We start from the raw sequence: 19,509 nt of genomic DNA on the forward strand, positions 1-19,509 counted from the left end.
GCTGAATTAACTGCTGCAACTTTCGTTGCTTTGGTCACTTCATCAGACATTGATATCAAAAATTGTTTTTGATGCTCCATGCTGTGAGTGCCCACACAGATTGCTTGATTCAAATTGTTAAAGAGCGACGCAGCTTTTTGCTGCTGCGGGAGTGGCATTCTACTCAACCGCCTTCTCGAGTCAAGCCTTATTTTACGAGGCTTTTTCGAGGCACCGACTTGCTTGTTTGCGTTGCCGCTTGCCCTGTCGATGGAGGCGCATTATAGGGAGCGAATTCGTTCTGGCAACCCCTCCCCTGCAATAAAATTGCAAAAATCGGCACTTTTTTAGTTATTCATACCCAAGCACAGCTTTTATACAAACTTATCCACAGAAACCGGTGTCGTCTTGCTAGAATGGCCGAAAACAAGGAGGCCAAGATGGACTTGCGACTAAGACCTTACAAGGGAAAATGCCCGCAACTGGGCAATCGGGTATATGTGGATCCCTGCGCCACCCTGGTGGGGGATATCCAGCTGGGTGACGATGCCAGCATCTGGCCCATGGTGGCCGCCAGAGGGGACGTCAACCATATCCGCATCGGTGCGCGCAGCAACATTCAGGACGGCACGGTGCTGCACCTGACCCGCAAGAGTGCCAGCAACCCTGGCGGCTATCCGCTGCTTATCGGCGAAGATGTCACGGTCGGACACAAGGCGATGCTGCATGGCTGCACCATAGGCGACCGTGTACTGGTCGGCATGGGTGCCATCCTGCTGGATGGGGTGATCGTTGAAGACGATGTGATGATCGGGGCGGGCAGCCTGGTGCCACCAGGCAAGCGGCTCGAGGCCGGCTTTCTTTATATGGGCAATCCCGTCAAGCAGGCCCGCCCTCTCAAGCCGGCCGAGATCGCCTTCCTGAAGACCTCGGCCGACAATTATGTGCTGCTCAAGGATGAATACCTGCAAGAGGCCTGACCCTGCAGCCACAAACAGGAAGCCCGGCATGATGCCGGGCTTCTCTGCTTATATAGCTAGCCAATCACTGTGGTCAGGATCAGTGGGCCTGATCCCAGTTGACACCAGTGCCCACTTCCACCACCAGCGGCACATCCAGTTCGGCCGCACACGACATCTTCTCCTTGATGAGGCCGATGTACTCTTCCAGCTTCTCTTCGCGGATCTCGAACACCAGTTCATCGTGTACCTGCATCAGCATGCGGATCGACTCGTCTTCAATCCCACGGATCCAGTCATCCACGTTGATCATGGCGCGCTTGATGATGTCGGCGGCCGTACCCTGCATAGGTGCGTTGATGGCGGCCCGTTCGGCAGCTTTACGCAGACCGGCGTTACGGGACTTGATGTCCGGCAGATAGAGGCGGCGACCAAACAGGGTTTCGACATAACCCTGGGCCTCCGCCTGCTGGCGAGTGCGCTCCATGTACTCCAGCACCCCCGGGTAGCGCTCGAAGTAGAGATCCATGTACTTCTGCGCTTCGGCGCGACCGATCCCCAGCTGCTTGGCCAGACCGAAGGCACTCATGCCATAGATGAGACCAAAGTTGATCGCCTTGGCGCTGCGACGCATGTCGCTGGTCACCGCATCGAGCGCGACGCCGAATACCTCGGCGGCGGTCGCCTTGTGGATGTCCTTGCCCTCGGCAAAGGCGGTCAGCAGCCCCTTGTCACCGGAGAGGTGGGCCATGATGCGCAGCTCGATCTGGGAGTAATCCGCCGCCACCAGCTTGTAACCGGCGCACGGAATGAAGGCCTGCCGAATACGGCGCCCCTGTTCGTTGCGCACCGGAATGTTCTGCAGGTTGGGGTCGGTTGACGAGAGTCGACCGGTCGCCGCCACCGCCTGGTGATAGGAGGTGTGCACCCGCCCGGTCTGCGGCTTGATCATCAGCGGCAGCTTGTCGGTGTAGGTGGACTTGAGCTTGGCCAGGCCACGGTGCTCCATCAGCAGACGCGGCAGATCATAGGTCTCCGCCAGCTCGGCCAGCACCTCTTCCGCAGTGGATGGCGCTCCCTTGGGGGTCTTTTTGATGACCGGCAGCCCCAGCTTGGTGAAGAGGATTTCACCCAGCTGCTTGGGCGAGGAGAGATTGAACTCCTGCCCGGCCAGCTCGTGGGCCTGCTTCTCCAGCTCTGCCAGACGCACTTCGATCTCCTGGCTCTGCTGATGCAGCAGCTTGGGTTCGATGGTGGTACCGAGTCGCTCCATCCGCGCCAGCACCGGCAGCAGCGGCAATTCGATCTCGCTGAATACCTTGGCAAGTCCCGGTTCGGCAGAGAGCTTGCCCCACAGCGTCTGATGCAGACGCAGGGTGATGTCGGCATCTTCCGCCGCGTAAGGGGCCGCCTGCTCCAGTTCAATCTGGTTGAAGGTGAGCTGCTTGACCCCCTTGCCGGCGATCTCTTCGAACGAGATGGTTTCGGCGTTCAGATACCTGCGGGCCAGCGAATCCATGTCGTGGCGGCTGGCGGTGGAGTTGAGCACATAGGATTCGAGCATGGTGTCGTAGGCGATACCCTGCAGCTCGATGCCGTGGTTGAGCAGTACGTTGCGATCGTACTTGAGGTTCTGCCCCACCTTGAGACGGGTCGGATCTTCCAGCAGCGGCTTGAGCTTGCCCAGCACCAGCGCTTCGCTCAGCTGGACAGGCGCCCCCAGATAATCGTGGCCGAAGGGCACGTAGGCAGCCTTGCCCGGCTCGATGGCAAAGGAGACGCCAACGACCCGCGCGTCCATATAGTCGAGACTGGTGGTCTCGGTGTCGAAGGCAAACAGCGGCGCCGCCTGCAACCGTGCCAGCCACTCGTCGAATTCGGCCTCATCCAGGATGCAGCGATAGTCGGTTTCGATGGCGGCTACCGGGGCGGCGCCTTCCTCATCACCTGCGGCTTCGCTCTCCTCGCCACCAGACTCCAGTTCTTTGATCAGGTTGCGCAGCTCGTACTCGCGGTAGACCGCCAGCAAAGCCTCCTTGTCGATGGGGCCAAGCTGCAGCTCTTCCAGACTCTGCTCCAGGACCACGTCGGTTTTGATGGTGGCCAGCACATAGGAAAGGCGCACCTGCTCTTCCTGCTCGCGGAACTTGTCGGCAAACGCCTTGGAGCCGCGGAAGCCGAGCGCCGCCACCTTGTCGAGGTTGGCGGCAATCTCGTCGATGCTGCCTATCCCCTGCAACAGGGCCAGTGCGGTCTTCTCGCCGACACCGGTCATGCCGGGAATGTTGTCCACCTTGTCCCCCATCAGCGCCAGGTAATCGATGATGAGCTCGGGCGGTACGCCGAACTTCTCGATCACCCCTTCCCGATCGGTCTTCACGTCCTTCATGGTGTCGATCAGGGTGACATGGTCGGAGACCAGCTGCGCCATGTCCTTGTCGCCGGTGCTGATGAGCACAGGCAGCTGTTTCTCGGTCGCCTGACGGGCCAGGGTGCCGATCACGTCGTCGGCCTCCACCCCTTCGACCATCAGGAAGGGGAAACCCATTGCCTTGATCATCTGGTGGATAGGAGCGACCTGGCTGCGCAGATCGTCCGGCATGCTGGCGCGTGTTGCCTTGTATTCGGGATAGATGTCGTCACGGAAGGTCTTGCCCTTCGCGTCGAACACCACGGCCACGTGGCAGTCGGGGTACTGCTTGCGAAGGCTGCGCATCATGTTGGCCATGACACGGACGGCGCCGCTAGGCAAGCCGGTCGAGGTGCGCAGATCGGCCTGCTGCGAGGCAAAGAAGGCGCGGTAAAGATATGAAGAGCCGTCGACCAGAATAAGAGGATTGCTAGAGGCCATGAAAATCGTCCTGCCAAGAATAAACAGCCGCTAGGATGCCACAGGGCCCGCACCACACCAAGGGGACTCCCACCATCACCCCGGCGCACCGGTGGGGCACATTGCTGTGGATAACTCTGTGCTCAAAAATGGCACCATTGCATCACGGCCGTGATAAAGCTGTGGACTAAAACAAAAAATATCTTTTAAAACATTACGTTGAGATCATGAAAACTCAACATGACACACTCATCATGATCTCGATCAATGTGGAAAAAAATTCAAGGGGGGTACTGAGGCAGGATCCAAAACGAAACAATCCTAGCACAGGGAGATGACTTGACCAGCGGAGGTCGAACGATAACCATACAAAAGTACAACAATCTACCCTGGCTCACATTTTCAACAACGAGGAGTCTGTCATGAAAAAAGTGGCCGTGATCTTGAGTGGTTGTGGCGTGTTTGACGGCGCCGAAATCCACGAGGCCGTCATCAGCCTGCTGGCGCTGGCCCGTCAGGGAGCATCCGTTCAATGCTTCGCCCCCAATGTCCCTCAGCTTCATGTCATCAATCACCTGACCGGCGAGGTCAGCGAGGGAGAGAGCCGCAACGTGCTGGTCGAGGCGGCCCGCATCTGCCGCGGCCAGATCAGGGATGTGGCTGAACTGGATGCAGCCGACTTCGACGCCCTGCTGGTGCCGGGCGGCTTCGGCGCCGCCAAGAACCTGTGTGACTTCGCCATCAAGGGAGCAGAGTGCCGTATCCAGCCGGATGTGCTGAAGGCCTGCCAGAGCTTTGCCAGAGCAGGCAAACCGGCCGCCTACATCTGCATCGCACCGGCCATGATCCCGCTCATCTATGGCGCCGGCACCCTGGCCACCATTGGCAACGACGAGGGCACCGCCAACGCCATCGAAGCCATGGGTGGCAGTCATCTCGACTGCCCGGTGCGCGAATTCGTGGTGGATCAGGAGCGCAAGGTCATCTCCACTCCTGCCTACATGCTGGCCAACAATATTGTGGAGGCGGCGGACGGCATCGAGAAGACCGTCAAACAGCTGCTGGCACTCTGATTGCCCGGCAGACCAAAACAAGCGGGCCGCTCAAGGAGCGGCCCGCTTTCATTCCGGTCAGTCTAGACGGGATCAGATGGCATCGCCCATCTGGTCCATCTTGCCCAGCAGGGCACGCAGACGCTCTTGCCAGGCAACGTGCTCGTTGCGCAGTTGGTGGTTTTCGTCTTGCAGCTTGCTGTTCTGCTCTTTCAGCTCGTCCAGCTCCATCTTCAGCAAGGAGATGTTGTCGACGGCGGATTGTACTTTGGATTCGAGTTGCTCAAGGACTTCTAGTGACATATGCATACCTGTATGTTCAATTGCGATGCCCCACAGAGGGCGATTCAAGCGCGTGGAGCCAGCATACCCTGATGCGCTCGGCACAAACAAGCCAGCACGTTGCAAAATGCGCCCTGCGGCCTGGTATTGCTTAAATATGCGTCGGTTTTTCTCGCAGGCAGCAGGAACCTCGAGCCCGGGCGTCCGCCGTGGCATAACCCGCCCTCCTGCCGATGCCACCATCAGCCATGCAAGGCGATGAAGCCCCCCATCATCAGACAGGCCACGGCGTACATCAGCAGGCCGTAGAGCAGGTTCCAGCGCAGCAGCAGCCCGGCGCTCAGGTTGTAGCGGGACGCCAGCGCCAGATTGGAGCCGGAGAGCGGGCTCGTCCCGGTCGCCAGCCCCCACCCCATGAGGAAGCACATGCCAAGCAGGCTGGAATCCGGAGCCAGCGGCCAGAGCAGCGGCGCCACCCCCGAGATGCTGATGAGAGGATGCACACCCACTATGGCCACCAGGAAGATCAGCAGCAGGGTCAGGCAGGCTTCCAGCCAGCCGAAGTGGTTGAACAGCGGCAGGCCGTGGCCACTGCCAAAGTCCAGCACTGACAGCGCGCTGTTGATGCCAGCCGCCAGCAGGCCGGCCCCCAGAAACAGCACAAGCTGACCACCAATGGCCGGGAAGCGCTCCACCACCTGGCGCTTGAGAGCAGCCCCTCGCCCCGCTTGCGGCATGAACAGCAAGGCCAGCAAGGGCGCCACCAGGGCAATCACCGCCAGAATGCTGAGTCCGGGCCAGAAACGGTGGATCACCAGCACCAGCAGTGCCAGGGTCACCGGTAGCCCCAAGGTCTGGAGCCGCAGCGGATAACCTTCAAAGGTCTCCACGCCGAGTCGCTCTACCTGCCAGGCCGTCAGCCCCATGGCCAGCAAAGCCGCCAGTATGCCAAAAGGCAGTATGCTGCCCAGTTGCAGACCCGGTGCATAGGTGAGGGCAACTGCCATGGCGACGAAGAAGGGGGACCAAAATGCAGCCGCACAGAAGATCCGGCTCAGCACCATGACCTGACGCCGCTCCAGCGTCCCGTTGCGCTCCAGCCGATCGCCGATGATGAAGAGCACCGAAAGATTGATGACGGCCCCCAGCAGATTGAGGCTGGCCATGGTGCTCCACAGCCCCTTGCGACCGGACCAGGAGGCGGTGCCGGTCAAGAGGCCGGAGGTAGCCAGATTGAGGGTGCTCACTGCGGCAAACATGGTCAGCATGTTGATGTTCGGCAAGAGCCAGTCACCTGGGCTGAGGCTGGCCCCCCGCCACCAGGAAAAGAGCAGCAGCAGGAGCGCCGCGCCGTAGAGGGCCAGCGCCTGGCGCCGTGCGGCACCCACCAGCCAGGGCCAGGTGAGCAGGGAGGCGGCCCAGGCCGCGATGGCGGCGGGCCAGGGGGAGAAGTCCAGATAAAGGTGCAGCAGGTTGAGCAGCCACATCCCCAGGATCAGAAAGCCTGACCAGCGCTTGACCATACAACGGCCTCGGTCAGGGGATCAGAGGCACTGATCCATGTCCAGGGAAGGTTTGTCGCACTCGGGGCGGCCCACAATCCTGGCGGGCACGCCAGCGACCGTGGTGTGAGGCGGCACCGGGTTGATCACCACGCTGCCGGCACCGATCTTGGCACCGACGCCCACCTCGATGTTGCCGAGCACCTTGGCCCCCGCCCCTATCATCACCCCTTCCCGGATTTTGGGGTGGCGATCGCCACTCTCCTTGCCGGTCCCTCCCAGAGTCACACTCTGCAGGATGGAGACGTCGTTCTCGATGACGGCGGTTTCCCCGACCACGATACCGGTGGCATGGTCAAACATGATGCCCTTGCCGATGCGGGCGGCCGGGTGTACATCCACGCCGAACACCACGGAGATCTGGTTTTGCAGATAGAGCGCCAGGGCACGGCGTCCCTGACGCCACAACCAGTTGGCCACCCGATACCCCTGAAGAGCATGGAATCCCTTGAGGTAGAGCAGCGGGGTGGAGAAGAGGTCGACCGCCGGGTCACGATCCTGCACCGCGCAGATGTCGGCGGCCACTGCGGCCAGCAGCTCGGGCTCGCTGCGCAGGGCCAGCTCGATCACTTCCCGCAAGGCGATGGCAGGCATGGTGGTGCTGTCGAGCTTGTTGGCAAGCTGGAAGCTCAGCGCCGAGCGCAAATCCCGGTGATTGAGAATGGTGGAATGAAAGAAGCTGGCCAGCATGGGCTCCTGGGCCGCCATGCTCTGCGCTTCCTGCTGAATTTTTTGCCAGGTTCTGGCAACCAGATCATCCATGTTGCAGCCTACTGTTGTTCAGGGTGAGTGCTTTGTCGTTCTTTTGTCAGCACCGAGATGGGGTCCATGTGAATGATCACATCCATCCGCTCGAAGGCCTGGCGGACGGCCAGTTCAGCCTCGTCGGCTATCTGATGGGCCCTGACCAGAGGCAGTTGATCATCGAGTTCCAGATGCAACTGCACGAAACGGGTCGGCCCGGATTGGCGGGTACGCAGGTCATGTACGCCATGCACCCCCTCTACGGCGCAGCAGAGGGCCATTATTCTCGCTTGTTCTTCCTCTGGCAACTGACGATCGAGCAGGGCCTGCACCGATTCGTAGCCGATATGGACAGCCCCCCACACCAGGAACAGACCGATCAGAATGGCAAACAGGCCGTCGGCCCAGTACCACCCCTGCCCCGCCAACACCAGTGCCACCAGCACGCCGCCATTGAGCAGCAGGTCGGAACGGTAGTGCAGCATGTCGGCCTTGATGGCCACACTGTTGGTCTTGCGGATGACAAAGCCCTGGAAGCTCACCAGCAGCAGGGTCAGCACGATGGAGCCGACGCTGACCCAGATCCCCGCCTCCAGGCGCACCACGGGCATCTGATTCAGCATCGACGAGATGCCGTGCATCACCAGCAGCAGGGCGGACCCCGAGATGAAGGCCGACTGCACCAGACCCGCCAGGGACTCCGCCTTGCCGTGGCCGAAACGATGCTCTTCGTCGGCAGGGGCCAGCGCATAACGGATGGCCAGCAGATTGATGAGAGAGGCGCTGATGTCCATGAAGGAATCGGTCAGGGATGCCAGCAGGCTGGATGAATCCGTCATCAGCCAGGCGATCAGTTTGCCCAGGATGAGCAGGGTGGCGGTGGTCACAGCGGCCATGCTGGCCAGGGTGACCCAGCGGGAATAGTGTTGGTGGCTCAAAACCGGCTTTCCTCCGACGCGTAAAAACTTATTATACCCTGACCCGGACGTCAGTTTGGCGTGCAAAATCAACAGAGTGACTCCCAGATGAACAAAATACTCCTGGTCGACGACGATCTCGAACTGACCCAGCTGCTCACCGAAATCCTGACCCTGGAGGGGTTTGAGGTCACCGTCGCCGAGGATGGGGAAGAGGGATTGCAGCGACTGGCAGAACAGGCTTTCGACCTGGTGCTGCTGGACGTCATGATGCCCAGACTCAACGGTTTCGCGATGCTGACCCGGCTGCGCAAGACCCACGACACCCCGGTGTTGATGCTGACCGCCCGTGGCGACAGCCAGGATCGGGTCAACGGGCTGGAGGCCGGTGCCGACGACTATCTCGCCAAGCCGTTCGACGACAGGGAGCTGCTGGCCCGGGTGCGCGCCATCCTGCGTCGAACCCAGAGCCAGGCTCCCCAGCGCGGAGCCCCGGACGAGCTGAGATTCATGGATCTGGTGCTGCAGCCCGGCCTGCAACAGGCTCGCTGCGACGATCAGTTGCTGGAGCTCACCGCCACCGAGTTCGGCCTGCTGGAGTGCCTGCTGCGCAATCCGGGCCAGATCGTCAGCAAAGGCCTGCTCTCCGAGCAGGTGTTGGGCAAGAAGCTCGAACCCTTCGATCGGGCCATCGACATGCACCTGAGCAACCTGCGCAAGAAGCTGCCGGAGCGGGCTGACGGCCAGCCCCGCTTCAAGACGGTGCGGGGACGAGGCTACCTGTGGCTGGAGCAGGCATGAAATCGGCCCGCACCTTCAACGGCCTTTCCACCCAGATCTTCCTCTGGTTCTGGTTCATCCTGCTGCTGGTCGTGGCCGCGGTGGTAATCCTCCCCACCCTGGACCCCCGCAACATCATCCCGCTGCCGGCCCACGAGATCACCCGTCTCAACAACAACCTGGCGGCGCTGCAACGGGGCGCGGATCCCGAGCAGGATTTTGATCTGGCCAAGGCCATCGATGCCGCGGGCCTCTTGCCGGTGGACAACATCTATCTACGCGATGCCAAGGGGCAGATGCAGTCCAGCACCCGGCTGAGCAAGTTCGTGATCCGTTTCATGCTCGACTCGGACAACCCGGCCAAGCCCATGCTGGGCAGCGAACACCAGCGCGCCATCGCCGGCCCCTTCCAGATGGTCCATCACGGCCAGACCTATCACGTCTATTTCGGTCTGAACGTCGAAAACTCCTACCTGTTCCTCTTCATCCAGATCCTGGATCACCCCATCCAGATCCTGGGCATCGCCATGCTGGTCAGCACCCCGCTCTGTCTGTTGCTCGCCTGGCGCCTGACCCGCCCCATACTGCAGTTGCAGCAGTCGGTCTCCCAACTCGCCCAGGGCAACCTGGAAATACAGATCCCCAACCTGGGGCGGCGCGACGAGATAGGCCAGCTGGCCGAACATGTCAGTCGCATGGTCGACACTCTCAAAGACATGATCCAGAAGCAGAAGCAGTTGCTCTCCGACATCTCCCACGAGCTGCGCAGCCCCCTGACCCGCATCCAGCTCGCACAGGCGCTGATCCGCCGCAAGCAGGGGGACAGCGCCGAGCTGGCGCGCATCGAAGGGGAGATAGCCCGGCTCGACAAGCTGATAGGGGATCTGCTGGATCTGTCGCGGGTGCAGCAACATGTGGAGGCGCCAGTGACGCTGCCCCTGCCGGAGCTGCTGGAGCCCATCCTGGACGACGCCATGTTCGAGGCAAACCAGAACGGCAAACAGCTCAGGCTCCCTTCCCTGCCCGCCGAATCCCTCACCATGTGGCCGGAACTGTTGGCCCGCGCCCTGGAAAACCCGCTGCGCAACGCCCTCAAGTATGCCCGCGAGTTCATCAAGGTGGACTGGTACCGGGAGGGACGGGAATGGGTGATGACCATACGGGATGACGGCCCTGGCGTGCCGGTGGAGCAGCAGCCCCGGTTGTTCCTGCCCTTCTTTCGGGTGGACGATGCCCGCAACGCCAAGACCGGGGGCACTGGTCTCGGCCTTGCCATCGCCGCCGAGGCGATCCAGCGTCATGGGGGGACCATCCGGGCCAGCAGCAATCAGCCGACCGGACTGGTCATCACCATCCGTCTGCCCATGCCCTGACCTCCCCCTTTTCATCGGCACGGGTGCTGGGTATGCTGGCGCCCGTTTCGCACCAGCCCAGGATCCTTCCATGCTCGATATCGTGCTCTACCAACCGGAAATCCCCCCCAACACCGGCAACATCATTCGCCTCTGCGCCAATACCGGCTACCGGTTGCACCTGATAGAGCCCCTGGGGTTCGAGTGGGATGACAAACGGGTCAAGCGGGCCGGGCTCGACTATCACGAGTTTGCCGACGTCAAGCGCTGGCCTGACTATGAGGCGTTTCTGGCGGCCGTCGCCCCCCAACGGGTCTTTGCCTGCACCACCAAGGGACGCACCGCCCACTCGGCGGCCCGGTTTGCCCCCGGTGACGCCCTGCTGTTCGGGCCCGAGAGCCGAGGCCTGCCCATGGAGATCATCGAGAGCCTGCCATTCGAGCAGCGGCTGCGCATTCCCATGCTGCCCCAGAGCCGCAGCATGAATCTGGCCAACGCCGTCGCGGTGTTCGTCTACGAGAGCTGGCGACAGTTCGACTATTCAGGCTCGCTCTGACCGCTGACGATATTGGCAAGGCGGCCAGAATTCAGACTGACTGCGCCGTCCCCTGCCCCGCCAGCAGCCGTCCATCACGCTCCAGTCGCCAGCAGAGCCAACCCAGCGTCAGGCCACGACCTGCCATCAGGGCACTCATGGCGGCCCACAGGGCCGCCACACCCCATCCCTGGCAGAGCCACCAGATGGGAAAGAAGCCGGCAAACACCGCCACCAGCATGCTGTTGCGCATTTCCCGGGCCCGGGTGGCGCCGATAAAGACCCCGTCCAGCAGGAAGCACCAGACCGCCAGCAGCGGCATGGCCACCAGCCAGGGGAGCTGACGTTGCGCCTCGGCGATCACCGCCGGTATGTCGGTAATGTGGCGGATGAGCCAGTGGCCCCCCAGGGCAAACGAGAGGGTGAATGCCAGGGAGATCAGCAGCGCCCAGCCCAGATTGAGGACGATGGCCTCCCGCAGCAGCGGCCGATCGCGCCGCCCGATGGCGCGCCCTACCATGGCTTCCACCGCATAGGCAAATCCATCCAGCCCGTAGGAAATCAGCATCAGGAAATTGAGCAGCACCGCATTGGCGGCCACCGCCACATCCCCCAGCCTGGCCCCCTGCAGAGTCATGAACACGAAGCAGAGTTGCAGGCAGAGGGAGCGGATGAAAATATCCCGGTTCAGGGCGAGCAGCCGCAGCAGGGCCGGCCACTGGCGCCAGCGCTGCCAGGCGTTGTGCCACACCCCGGGATCAAGTCGGCGCAGATGCCGGCTCACCAGCCAGACCCCCACCCCGAGCGTGCTGTAATCCGCCAGCAGGGAAGCTGCGGCCACCCCTTTCACCTGCCAGCCCAATCCCAGCACGAACCAGGCATCCAGCACCATGTTGACGAGATTGCCCAGGATCAGCAGCAGCATGGGGCTGCGTGCATCCTGCATGCCCAGCAACCACCCCATGATGACCAGATTGCACAAGGCCGCCGGGGCGCTCCAGACCCGCACCGACACATATTGACCGGCATAGGTCTGTACCTCGGAAGAGCCGCCGCCGAGGGCGATGATGGCAGGCAGGAACGGCAGCAACAGGAGCAACAGCGCCATGCCCAGTCCGATCGCCAAGCCCAGGGCCCGCGCCAGGGTGTCGAGCTGCCCTTCGGCATGGGCTGCACCCTGAGCCTGGGCAGTCAGCCCTGTGGTGGACATGCGCAGGAAGCCAAGCAGCCAGAACAGCAGATTGATGAAGGTCGCACCGACCGACACGCCGCCGAGAAACCAGGCCTGGCCAAGATGACCGATCACCCAGGTGTCCACCAACCCCAGCAAGGGCGTGGTGACGTTGGAGAACACCATGGGCAGGGCCAGGGCGAAGACGGCTCTGTGGCGGCGAGGATCCTTCAGCCAGGCGGGAATCAGCATGGTGCGCGCCGGGATCACTCGCCAGCCAGCCGCACGATGCGCGCGAAGTCGGCCACCATGGCCTGCATGTCCACGTGGGGCACCTCATCCGGTGCCACTTTGGGTCGGAAGGTGGCCACCAGCTTCCCCTCGGGGTTGATCAGCACGATGGAGGCGGAGTGGTCGATCAGGTAGTCCTTGCGATCCCCTTCCACGATGGAATAGACCAGCCCCAGATTGCGGACCAGAGGAAAGAGGGCACTGTGAGGTGCTGTCGCCGCCTTGAACTCGGGCTCGAAGAAGGCGGTATAGCTTTTCAGGCGGGCGCTGTCATCCCGCTGGGGATCCGCCGAGATGAATACCACCTGGCTAGTGGGGGCTATCTTCTTCAACGCCGGATAGACGCTGCGCAGATCCGCCAGCGTGGTCGGACAGACATCCGGGCAGTAGGTGTAGCCGATGAACAGAAAGCTCCAGTGTCCCGTCAGGTTGGCAGGGGTAAAGGGCTGTGCATCCGCATCCGTGAGGGTAAACGGGTTGATGTCTCGCCCCGCCGGGTAGTAATCGGCCTGTTCCGGCACCGCGGGCTGACTCCAGTAATAAGCCGCCGCAATGGCGCCGATGAACAGCAACAGCAGCAGGTAAAAGCGTGGTTTAACCATATAAAACAAAGCCTTGCTTATGTTAGAAGCCCTAGGGGCAAAACCGGTAGGGGTCATTGTAACCCGCACGCCCCCGCCGCTGGCTAGTCTTGCATCCCGGCGGGAAAGCGTCTGTGCCATGGATCAGCCGCATCGGCGCCAAAACAAGAGCCCCGCTCTGGCGGGGCTCTTGTCTGTACAGGAAGAGGGATCAGGGCCGCAGCCTGTGCTGCGGCTGGGCGCGTCTCAGGGGGACGCGCAGCGGGATGACGGGGGCAGTCCAGGGCTCATCCGGCAATCCGATGTCGTGATGACGGCGAAACAGACGAACCAGGCGGACAATCTTGTCTTTGGGGCACCCAAGCCAGATGGTCCAACCATCTCCCTTGTGATAGACCCAGAGCGCATAGAACCATGTCATCCGACTGCCCTTGATGAATCGGGTGATGGAAGATGCGGGCGCTGCGGCCGGCACCGGATCCCACGGCGAGCTTGAAGCCATACCTGTCCTCCTTGCTCAACAGGTCACGCTGACGGGTCTCTTTGTCCCCAACGACGAACCAACCACGGCAGCGTACTGACTGTACGAGTCCCCAGTCTGAGGCGACTCTCCCTTCTGCGCACCGACTCGGCGATCATGCATCCCTGCCATGGCGTACTGCCCGGTGCGACTCCCCCTTCCCTGATCACCGACCATGACAGGGGCCTTATCAAAGGATATATCCGAAATGCATGTCGTGCGGCGAGACTGTGCGCACAGGAAGGAGAAGCGAAAAGGTGGGGAGGGAGATGCCATCGGCAGATGAAAATGAAGAGGCCTCCCGCAGGAGGCCTCTTCATCGCATCGGATGCTTACATCCAGTCGGCGTTGCGGATCACGCCGACCGCCAGGCCCTCTATGGTGAGGTGCTGACTGGCGAGATCCACCTCGATGGGGGAGAGCTCTTCGTTTTCCGGCAGCAGCCATACCTGGCTGCCCTTGCGCTGGAAGCGCTTGACGGTGACGTCCTCGTCCAGACGTGCCACCACGACCTGGCCGTTGCGTACCTCCTGGGTCTTGTGTACCGCCAGCAGGTCTCCGTCCATGATGCCGATGTTCTTCATGCTCATGCCCTGCACCCGCAGCAGGAAGTCTGCCCGCGGGTGGAACAGGGCGGGATCCACCTGGTAATGGCTCTCGATATGTTCCTGGGCCAGGATGGGTTCCCCGGCCGCCACCTTGCCAATCAGTGGCAGGCCGTTTTCTTCAGGCTGCACGTCCTCTTCTTCGAGCAGCAGACGAATGCCGCGGGACGTACCCGGCATGATCTCGATGACCCCTTTTTTGGCCAGGGCCTTCAGATGTTCTTCGGCCGCGTTGGCCGACTTGAAGCCAAGCTTCTGGGCAATCTCGGCGCGAGTCGGCGGCATGCCGGTCTCGTTCATGTTCGCCTTGATGAGCTCGAGTACTTCAGCCTGGCGAGGGGTAAGGGGTTTCATAGCATGGGCACCTGTCTTTTTATACAGCACACTGGCAGTATATACAGTGCTGAGGCCAAGGCAAGGCGCAACTGGCATTTGTCGCGACCCGACGCACATTTGCCCCTCCCCCCCGCTCTGAGGTACCGACTCATCGTACCTCTCGGCGACAAGCAGTCGGTGATTTGCTATGCTCACGCCGCATTTTTTTGGAGAGCAGACGCACATGTCCCTTGGACAGAAGATTTCCAGAGCCATCCTGCAATGGCCGGTCAGCGGCTTGGTCAATCACAAGAGCCTGCCGGAAAACCCCATCACCGAGCTCAAGCTGGATCCGGCCAGACCCATCGTCTATGCCCTGAAGACCAGCTCGATCACCGACCTGATGACCCTGCAACAGTGCTGCGAGGATCTCGGCCTGCCCGGCCCCTTCACGCCGCTGGAGCTGAACGGTCAGCTGCTGCCACGCTACGTCTGTCTGGATCGTCCGCCTCCCCTGTTCGGCACGCGCAACAAGCCGCTCCCCTTCCTGCAGGAGTTCCACCAGCTGCTGGACCTGCACAAGCAGGATCCGGCGCTGGACATCCAGGTAGTACCCGTCACCCTGTTCTGGGGCCGCGCCCCGGGCCGGGAAGGCGAGGAGGCCTCCGGCTGGAACATCATCAGCAGCCTGGCGCCAAACCGCCTGAAGAAGGCGCTGATAGTGATCCTGAAAGGGCGCGAGAACCTGGTGCGCTTCTCCCCGCCCCTCTCCCTGCGCTACATGGCGGACAAGCACGGCACCGACGAGGCCATCGCCCACAAGCTGGCGCGGGTGGCCCGCACCCACTTCAGCCGCCAGCAGCTGGCCGCCACCGGCCCCAAGCTGCCCAACCGCAACCTGCTGTTCAAGCAACTGCTGGATTCGAGCGTGATCCAGCAGGCCATCGAGGAGGAGGCCAGACGGGAAGGGATCAGCCTGGAGAAGGCGCAAAAGCGTGCCCACGGCTACATGGACGAGATCGCCTCCAATTTTTCCTATCGGTTGATCCGCCTCGGCGAAAGCTTCCTCGGCTGGCTGTGGAACAAGCTCTATCGCGGCCTCTCGGTCAACGGAGCAGAGCAGGTGCGTCAGCTGGCCCAGGAAGGGCATGAGATCGTCTACGTCCCCTGCCATCGCAGCCACATGGATTACCTGCTGCTCTCCTACGTCATCTACCACCAGGGCATGGTGCCGCCCCACATCGCGGCGGGCATCAACCTCAACTTCTGGCCGGCGGGCCCCATCTTCCGCCACGGCGGCGCCTTCTTCATCCGCCGCACCTTCAAGGGCAATCCGCTCTACAGCACGGTATTTCGGGAGTACCTCAACCTGCTGTTCGCCAAGGGCTACTCGGTGGAGTTCTTCACCGAGGGCGGGCGTTCGCGTACCGGTCGCCTGCTGCCCCCCAAGACCGGCATGCTGGCCATGACCCTGCAGGCCATGATGCGCGGGCTGGACAGGCCGGTCACCCTGGTCCCCGTCTACCTCGGCTACGAGCACGTGATGGAGGTGAATACCTACCACAACGAACTCAAGGGGAGCCGCAAGGAGAAGGAGAGCTTCCTGCAGGTGCTCGGCATCCTGCGCAAGCTGCGCAACTATGGCCGTGGCTTCGTCAATTTCGGCGAACCGCTGACCCTCAACAGCTACCTCGGCGAACACGTGCCCACCTGGAAGGAGAGCATCGGCCGGGAGGAGCGTCCCGAGTGGATGGCCTCCACCGTCAACCAGCTGGCCGAGCTGCTGATGACCCGCATCAACGATGCCGCCGCCGTCAACGGCCTGACCCTGAGTGCCCTGGCCCTGCTGGCCGCCGAGCGCCACGCCCTGACCCGGGACGAACTCCAGGCCCAGCTCAACACTTATCTGGACCTGCTCAAGCAGGTGCCCTACAGCCCGCACAGCACCATGCCGGACGAGGACGCCAGGACCCTGCTGGAGCAGGCGATGGAGCTTAACAAGTTCGAGGTGAGCGAGGACAAGCTGGGCCAGATCATCAGCCTGGACCGCTATCAGGCGATCCTGCTCACCTACTACCGCAACAACATACTGCACCTGTTCGCCATGCCCTCCCTGGTGGCGGCCCTGATCGAGCGGTGCGAGGGGATCTCCCGCAGCGAGATCGTCGCCCGCTGTGTCGACATCTACCCCCTGCTCAAGACCGAACTCTTCCTGCGCTATGAAGAGGACGAGCTGCCGGAACTGATCGATGCCCTGCTGGCCGAGCTGTTGCGCCAGCAACTGGTCGAGGCACGCGACGGCGGCTACTGGGTCAACCCCGGCAACCAGATGCGCCTGCTGCTCTTGGCCGAAAGCATCCAGGAGACCCTGCAGCGCTACGCCATCGTGCTGACCCGCATGCTGGCCCAGCCCCACATCGAGGCGGAGCAGCTGGAAGCGGACGGCCTAATGATGGCGGAGCGCCTCGGTACCCTGCACGGCATCAACGCCCCCGAGTTCTTCGACCAGAAGCTGTTCAGCACCCTGATCCACACCCTGCGCAGCGAAGGCTATCTGGATCCGGGCTGCAAACCGGATCTCGGCCGCTTCCAGGCATTGGCCGACAACATAGTGCCGCTGCTCAGCAACAAGATCCGCCGCACCATCCAGGCGGGCAACCGGCTCTGAGGAACAACCGGAAAAGAAAAAAGGCCGCATCATGCGCAATGCTGTTCACTTAAGAGAATTTGAGTTCCAGTCCACGTAGTATCAGGACAAAAAAGCGAGGGAGGCATGATGCCTCCCTCTTTCTATTGCAAGCCCCGCTGGATAAAGGCTGGAGGAAGATCGACTGGACACAGCCTTGCCCCCTCAACTCAAATCCAATTTATGAATAATCAGTCAAAAAAGTGCTTATCTGAACAGCATTGCGCATCATGCGGCCTTTTTTTATCTCGTGGGGCTAGCCCTGCAGGTAGTGAACGATCACCCCGAGCAGCACCATGGCCCCCACGTAGTTGTTGTTGAGGAAGGCCTGGAAGCAGGCCTCCCGCTGCCGCTCCCGAATGAGCCGCTGCTGATAGACGAACAGCGCCGCCGCCCCCAGCAGACCCCAGTAGTAACCGGAGCCCAACCCCATCAGCTGGCCCACTCCCAGCAGGATCAGCAGGGTCGCGAGCTGCAGCCCCCCGATGATCCGCTTGTCGTGGCGGCCGAACAGGATGGCGCTCGACTTGAGGCCGAGTTTGAGGTCGTCGTCCCTGTCCACCATGGCGTACTCGGTGTCGTAGGCGATGGTCCACAGCAGGTTCGCGAGAAACAGCAGCCAGGCCACTGGCGGCAGGGCATTGGCCTGGGCCGCATAGGCCATGGGAATGGACCAGGAGAACGCCATCCCGAGCACCAGCTGCGGAATGGGGATGAACCGCTTCATGAAGGGGTAGCAGACCGCCAGCAGCAGGCCGGCAAAGGACAGGCTGATGGTGAGCGGGTTCAGGGTCAGCACCAGAGCGAACGAGATGAGCGCCAGCACGGCGAACAGGATCAGTACCTCGCGCTCGGCGACCCGGCCCATGGGCAGCGGTCGCCCGGCGGTGCGTTTCACGTGGCCGTCGAAGTTGCGATCCGCATAGTCATTGATGACGCAGCCCGCCGAACGCATCAGGAAGACGCCGATCACGAACACGGTCAGGATCCAGGGGTCCGGCAGGCCGCCGGCGGCCAGACAGAGTGCCCAGAGGGTCGGCCACAGCAGCAGCAGGGTGCCGATGGGCTTGTCGATGCGGGCCAACTGCGCATAGGCCAGTCCCCGCTCCTTGGTTAACAGCTTCACACCAGCTCCTTATTCGATGGCAACCCGTTGGACGATAGCGAGGGCAGGAAGAGTTCGTGGACAAGCAAGGGCCACTGCCCCAGATAGAGGCGGGAACGGCGCCCCCAGACAGTGCCGGCCGGGCACCAGGGATTGCTCGCGATCTCGAAGCAGGCCAGTTGCAGGTGATCGCGCCGCGCGGGCAGATCACCGAAAATGCGCTCCCCCAGCGGTTGCTCCCCCAGATCCTGCAAACCGCCCCCTTGCAAGGCCGCTTCGGCAAACAGGGTCCAGCCCAGGATGGCGGGCCCGCCGTCCCCGTGCAGAATGACCTCGCGGCACATCCCAACGGGATCATGCACCGCCACCAGCGCCTGCTCGTCCTCTGCCAGCGACACGCTGCGATTGCCGAGCAGTTGCACCGAGAGGTGGCGATTGTAACGGCGCAGGCGCCGGGTCATGGAATCGGTCTCCAGCAACCAGGGGCGCAAGGCCTCGGGGAGTTCGCACTCTGCGGGAGCCCGCCATGGGACGAGCTGGATGAGGGGAACAGTCAACTCGGACTTCACAGCTTCACCATCCGGAGATTTCCGTTGTCAGGTTAAAAACCGGTTTATTATCCGTAAATCAATGGCGAATTGTAAGAACATCCGTGCTTGACGGCCCCGATGGCAGCATCAAAAATGGGGCATCCGTCGCTGCCGAGCCATCCAGATGAAGATCTTCAGAATTCTGCTGCTGTCCCTGGGGTGTACCCTCTTGAATATACAGGCCTTCGCCAATGAGGAAGAGGCCACCGATCCCGCCTCCTCCGCCGTCCAGCCGGGATTCGCCTATCACGCTCTGGATCCGGACATCATCACCAACTACCTTGGCGACGGCAAAAACCTCGGCTATGTACGGGTGACGGTAGAGCTGATGGCCACGGATGCTGCCGACCTCAAGTTGCTGGAGCAGCACGACCCCCTGATCCGCGACGCCATCATCCGGCTGATTGGCAGCAAGACGGGCGCACAGATCAAGTCCCTGGTGAACCGGGAAGAGCTGCGCAAGGAGTGTGAGGCCAAGGTCAACGAACTGCTGGTCAAGGAGACGGGCAAGAAGGCGGTCCGCGAGCTCATCTTCACCAAATACCTGTACCAGTAACCACACCGGGAGAGGTCCTGCCGACATTCCGCACCTGATTTAGGAATAAATTTGCCGATAGCGCTCACCCAATACCTCCAAAATGATCTGCTGGTCT

Annotated in this window: 18 protein-coding genes; 7 read left to right on the top strand and 11 right to left on the bottom strand. The window is 61.8% G+C overall.

Features of this window, described 5'->3' with window-relative positions:
- Window positions 1-419 precede the first annotated feature (419 nt).
- Entirely contained in the window at window positions 420-959 is a 540-nt protein-coding gene (locus PG892_RS17415; protein ID WP_103244715.1) for a gamma carbonic anhydrase family protein, read from the top strand.
- A gap of 79 nt (window positions 960-1,038) precedes the next feature.
- Here the strand turns inward: PG892_RS17415 and polA are convergent, their stop codons facing one another.
- On the bottom strand, window positions 1,039-3,789 hold the full coding sequence (polA, locus tag PG892_RS17420; protein WP_257712082.1) for a DNA polymerase I: 2,751 nt from the start codon (window positions 3,787-3,789) through the stop codon (window positions 1,039-1,041).
- 401 nt (window positions 3,790-4,190) lie between these two features.
- Here polA and elbB point away from each other — a divergent pair, with 401 nt between their 5' ends.
- Complete coding sequence (elbB, locus tag PG892_RS17425; RefSeq protein ID WP_257712081.1) at window positions 4,191-4,841, top strand: isoprenoid biosynthesis glyoxalase ElbB; 651 nt, start codon at window positions 4,191-4,193, stop codon at window positions 4,839-4,841.
- Window positions 4,842-4,913: 72 nt separating this feature from the next.
- Here elbB and PG892_RS17430 read toward each other — a convergent pair whose 3' ends face one another.
- The 4 genes from PG892_RS17430 to fieF form a co-directional block, all read right to left on the bottom strand.
- The gene (locus PG892_RS17430) at window positions 4,914-5,123 is read right to left on the bottom strand and encodes a cell division protein ZapB (protein ID WP_010672454.1); all 210 of its coding nucleotides are present in this window, start codon (window positions 5,121-5,123) and stop codon (window positions 4,914-4,916) included.
- A gap of 221 nt (window positions 5,124-5,344) precedes the next feature.
- Window positions 5,345-6,625: a hypothetical protein gene (locus PG892_RS17435; protein ID WP_264787114.1), complete on the bottom strand. Its 1,281-nt coding sequence runs from the start codon at window positions 6,623-6,625 to the stop codon at window positions 5,345-5,347.
- A 21-nt stretch (window positions 6,626-6,646) separates the two neighbouring features.
- Window positions 6,647-7,426 carry a serine O-acetyltransferase gene (gene cysE / locus PG892_RS17440; protein ID WP_010672452.1) on the bottom strand — a complete coding sequence of 260 codons (780 nt, stop codon included), beginning with the start codon at window positions 7,424-7,426 and terminating at the stop codon, window positions 6,647-6,649.
- 8 nt (window positions 7,427-7,434) lie between these two features.
- Window positions 7,435-8,346, bottom strand: coding sequence for a cation efflux pump FieF (gene fieF / locus PG892_RS17445; protein ID WP_257712079.1), 912 nt, complete (start codon window positions 8,344-8,346; stop codon window positions 7,435-7,437).
- Window positions 8,347-8,433: 87 nt separating this feature from the next.
- Here fieF and PG892_RS17450 point away from each other — a divergent pair, with 87 nt between their 5' ends.
- The 3 genes from PG892_RS17450 (at window position 8,434) to trmL (ending at window position 11,013) form a co-directional block, all read left to right on the top strand.
- Window positions 8,434-9,126: a response regulator gene (locus PG892_RS17450; RefSeq protein ID WP_069651467.1), complete on the top strand. Its 693-nt coding sequence runs from the start codon at window positions 8,434-8,436 to the stop codon at window positions 9,124-9,126.
- Window positions 9,123-10,478, top strand: a complete 1,356-nt coding sequence (locus PG892_RS17455) for an ATP-binding protein (protein ID WP_257712078.1) — start codon at window positions 9,123-9,125, stop codon at window positions 10,476-10,478. Before PG892_RS17450 ends, PG892_RS17455 begins: the two co-directional genes overlap by 4 nt.
- Window positions 10,479-10,548: 70 nt before the next feature.
- The gene (gene trmL / locus PG892_RS17460; RefSeq protein WP_039041146.1) at window positions 10,549-11,013 is read left to right on the top strand and encodes a tRNA (uridine(34)/cytosine(34)/5-carboxymethylaminomethyluridine(34)-2'-O)-methyltransferase TrmL; all 465 of its coding nucleotides are present in this window, start codon (window positions 10,549-10,551) and stop codon (window positions 11,011-11,013) included.
- Between the two features lie 31 nt (window positions 11,014-11,044).
- On the opposite strand, the gene PG892_RS17465 is transcribed toward trmL, so the two are convergent.
- From PG892_RS17465 to lexA, 4 genes are all read right to left on the bottom strand, one after another.
- A complete protein-coding gene (locus PG892_RS17465; RefSeq protein ID WP_103858493.1) occupies window positions 11,045-12,415 on the bottom strand; it encodes an MATE family efflux transporter in 1,371 nt (456 codons plus the stop codon).
- A gap of 14 nt (window positions 12,416-12,429) precedes the next feature.
- Window positions 12,430-13,056, bottom strand: a complete 627-nt coding sequence (locus PG892_RS17470) for an SCO family protein (protein ID WP_143238255.1) — start codon at window positions 13,054-13,056, stop codon at window positions 12,430-12,432.
- Between the two features lie 190 nt (window positions 13,057-13,246).
- Window positions 13,247-13,537: a hypothetical protein gene (locus PG892_RS17475; protein WP_010672445.1), complete on the bottom strand. Its 291-nt coding sequence runs from the start codon at window positions 13,535-13,537 to the stop codon at window positions 13,247-13,249.
- A 350-nt stretch (window positions 13,538-13,887) separates the two neighbouring features.
- A complete protein-coding gene (gene lexA / locus PG892_RS17480) occupies window positions 13,888-14,514 on the bottom strand; it encodes a transcriptional repressor LexA (RefSeq protein ID WP_010672444.1) in 627 nt (208 codons plus the stop codon).
- 205 nt (window positions 14,515-14,719) lie between these two features.
- On the opposite strand from lexA, the gene plsB reads away from it, so the two are divergent.
- Entirely contained in the window at window positions 14,720-17,143 is a 2,424-nt protein-coding gene (plsB, locus tag PG892_RS17485) for a glycerol-3-phosphate 1-O-acyltransferase PlsB (protein ID WP_010672443.1), read from the top strand.
- 274 nt (window positions 17,144-17,417) lie between these two features.
- Here the strand turns inward: plsB and ubiA are convergent, their stop codons facing one another.
- On the bottom strand, window positions 17,418-18,287 hold the full coding sequence (ubiA, locus tag PG892_RS17490) for a 4-hydroxybenzoate octaprenyltransferase (protein WP_264787113.1): 870 nt from the start codon (window positions 18,285-18,287) through the stop codon (window positions 17,418-17,420).
- Entirely contained in the window at window positions 18,284-18,835 is a 552-nt protein-coding gene (locus PG892_RS17495) for a chorismate--pyruvate lyase family protein (RefSeq protein ID WP_264787112.1), read from the bottom strand. Before PG892_RS17495 ends, ubiA begins: the two co-directional genes overlap by 4 nt.
- A 145-nt stretch (window positions 18,836-18,980) precedes the next feature.
- Here PG892_RS17495 and PG892_RS17500 point away from each other — a divergent pair, with 145 nt between their 5' ends.
- Entirely contained in the window at window positions 18,981-19,412 is a 432-nt protein-coding gene (locus PG892_RS17500; RefSeq protein WP_264787111.1) for a flagellar basal body-associated FliL family protein, read from the top strand.
- Window positions 19,413-19,509 lie beyond the last annotated feature (97 nt).

Origin of the sequence: Aeromonas sp. QDB68 (genome assembly GCF_027707405.1) — a bacterium.
Classification (GTDB): domain Bacteria; phylum Pseudomonadota; class Gammaproteobacteria; order Enterobacterales; family Aeromonadaceae; genus Aeromonas; species Aeromonas caviae.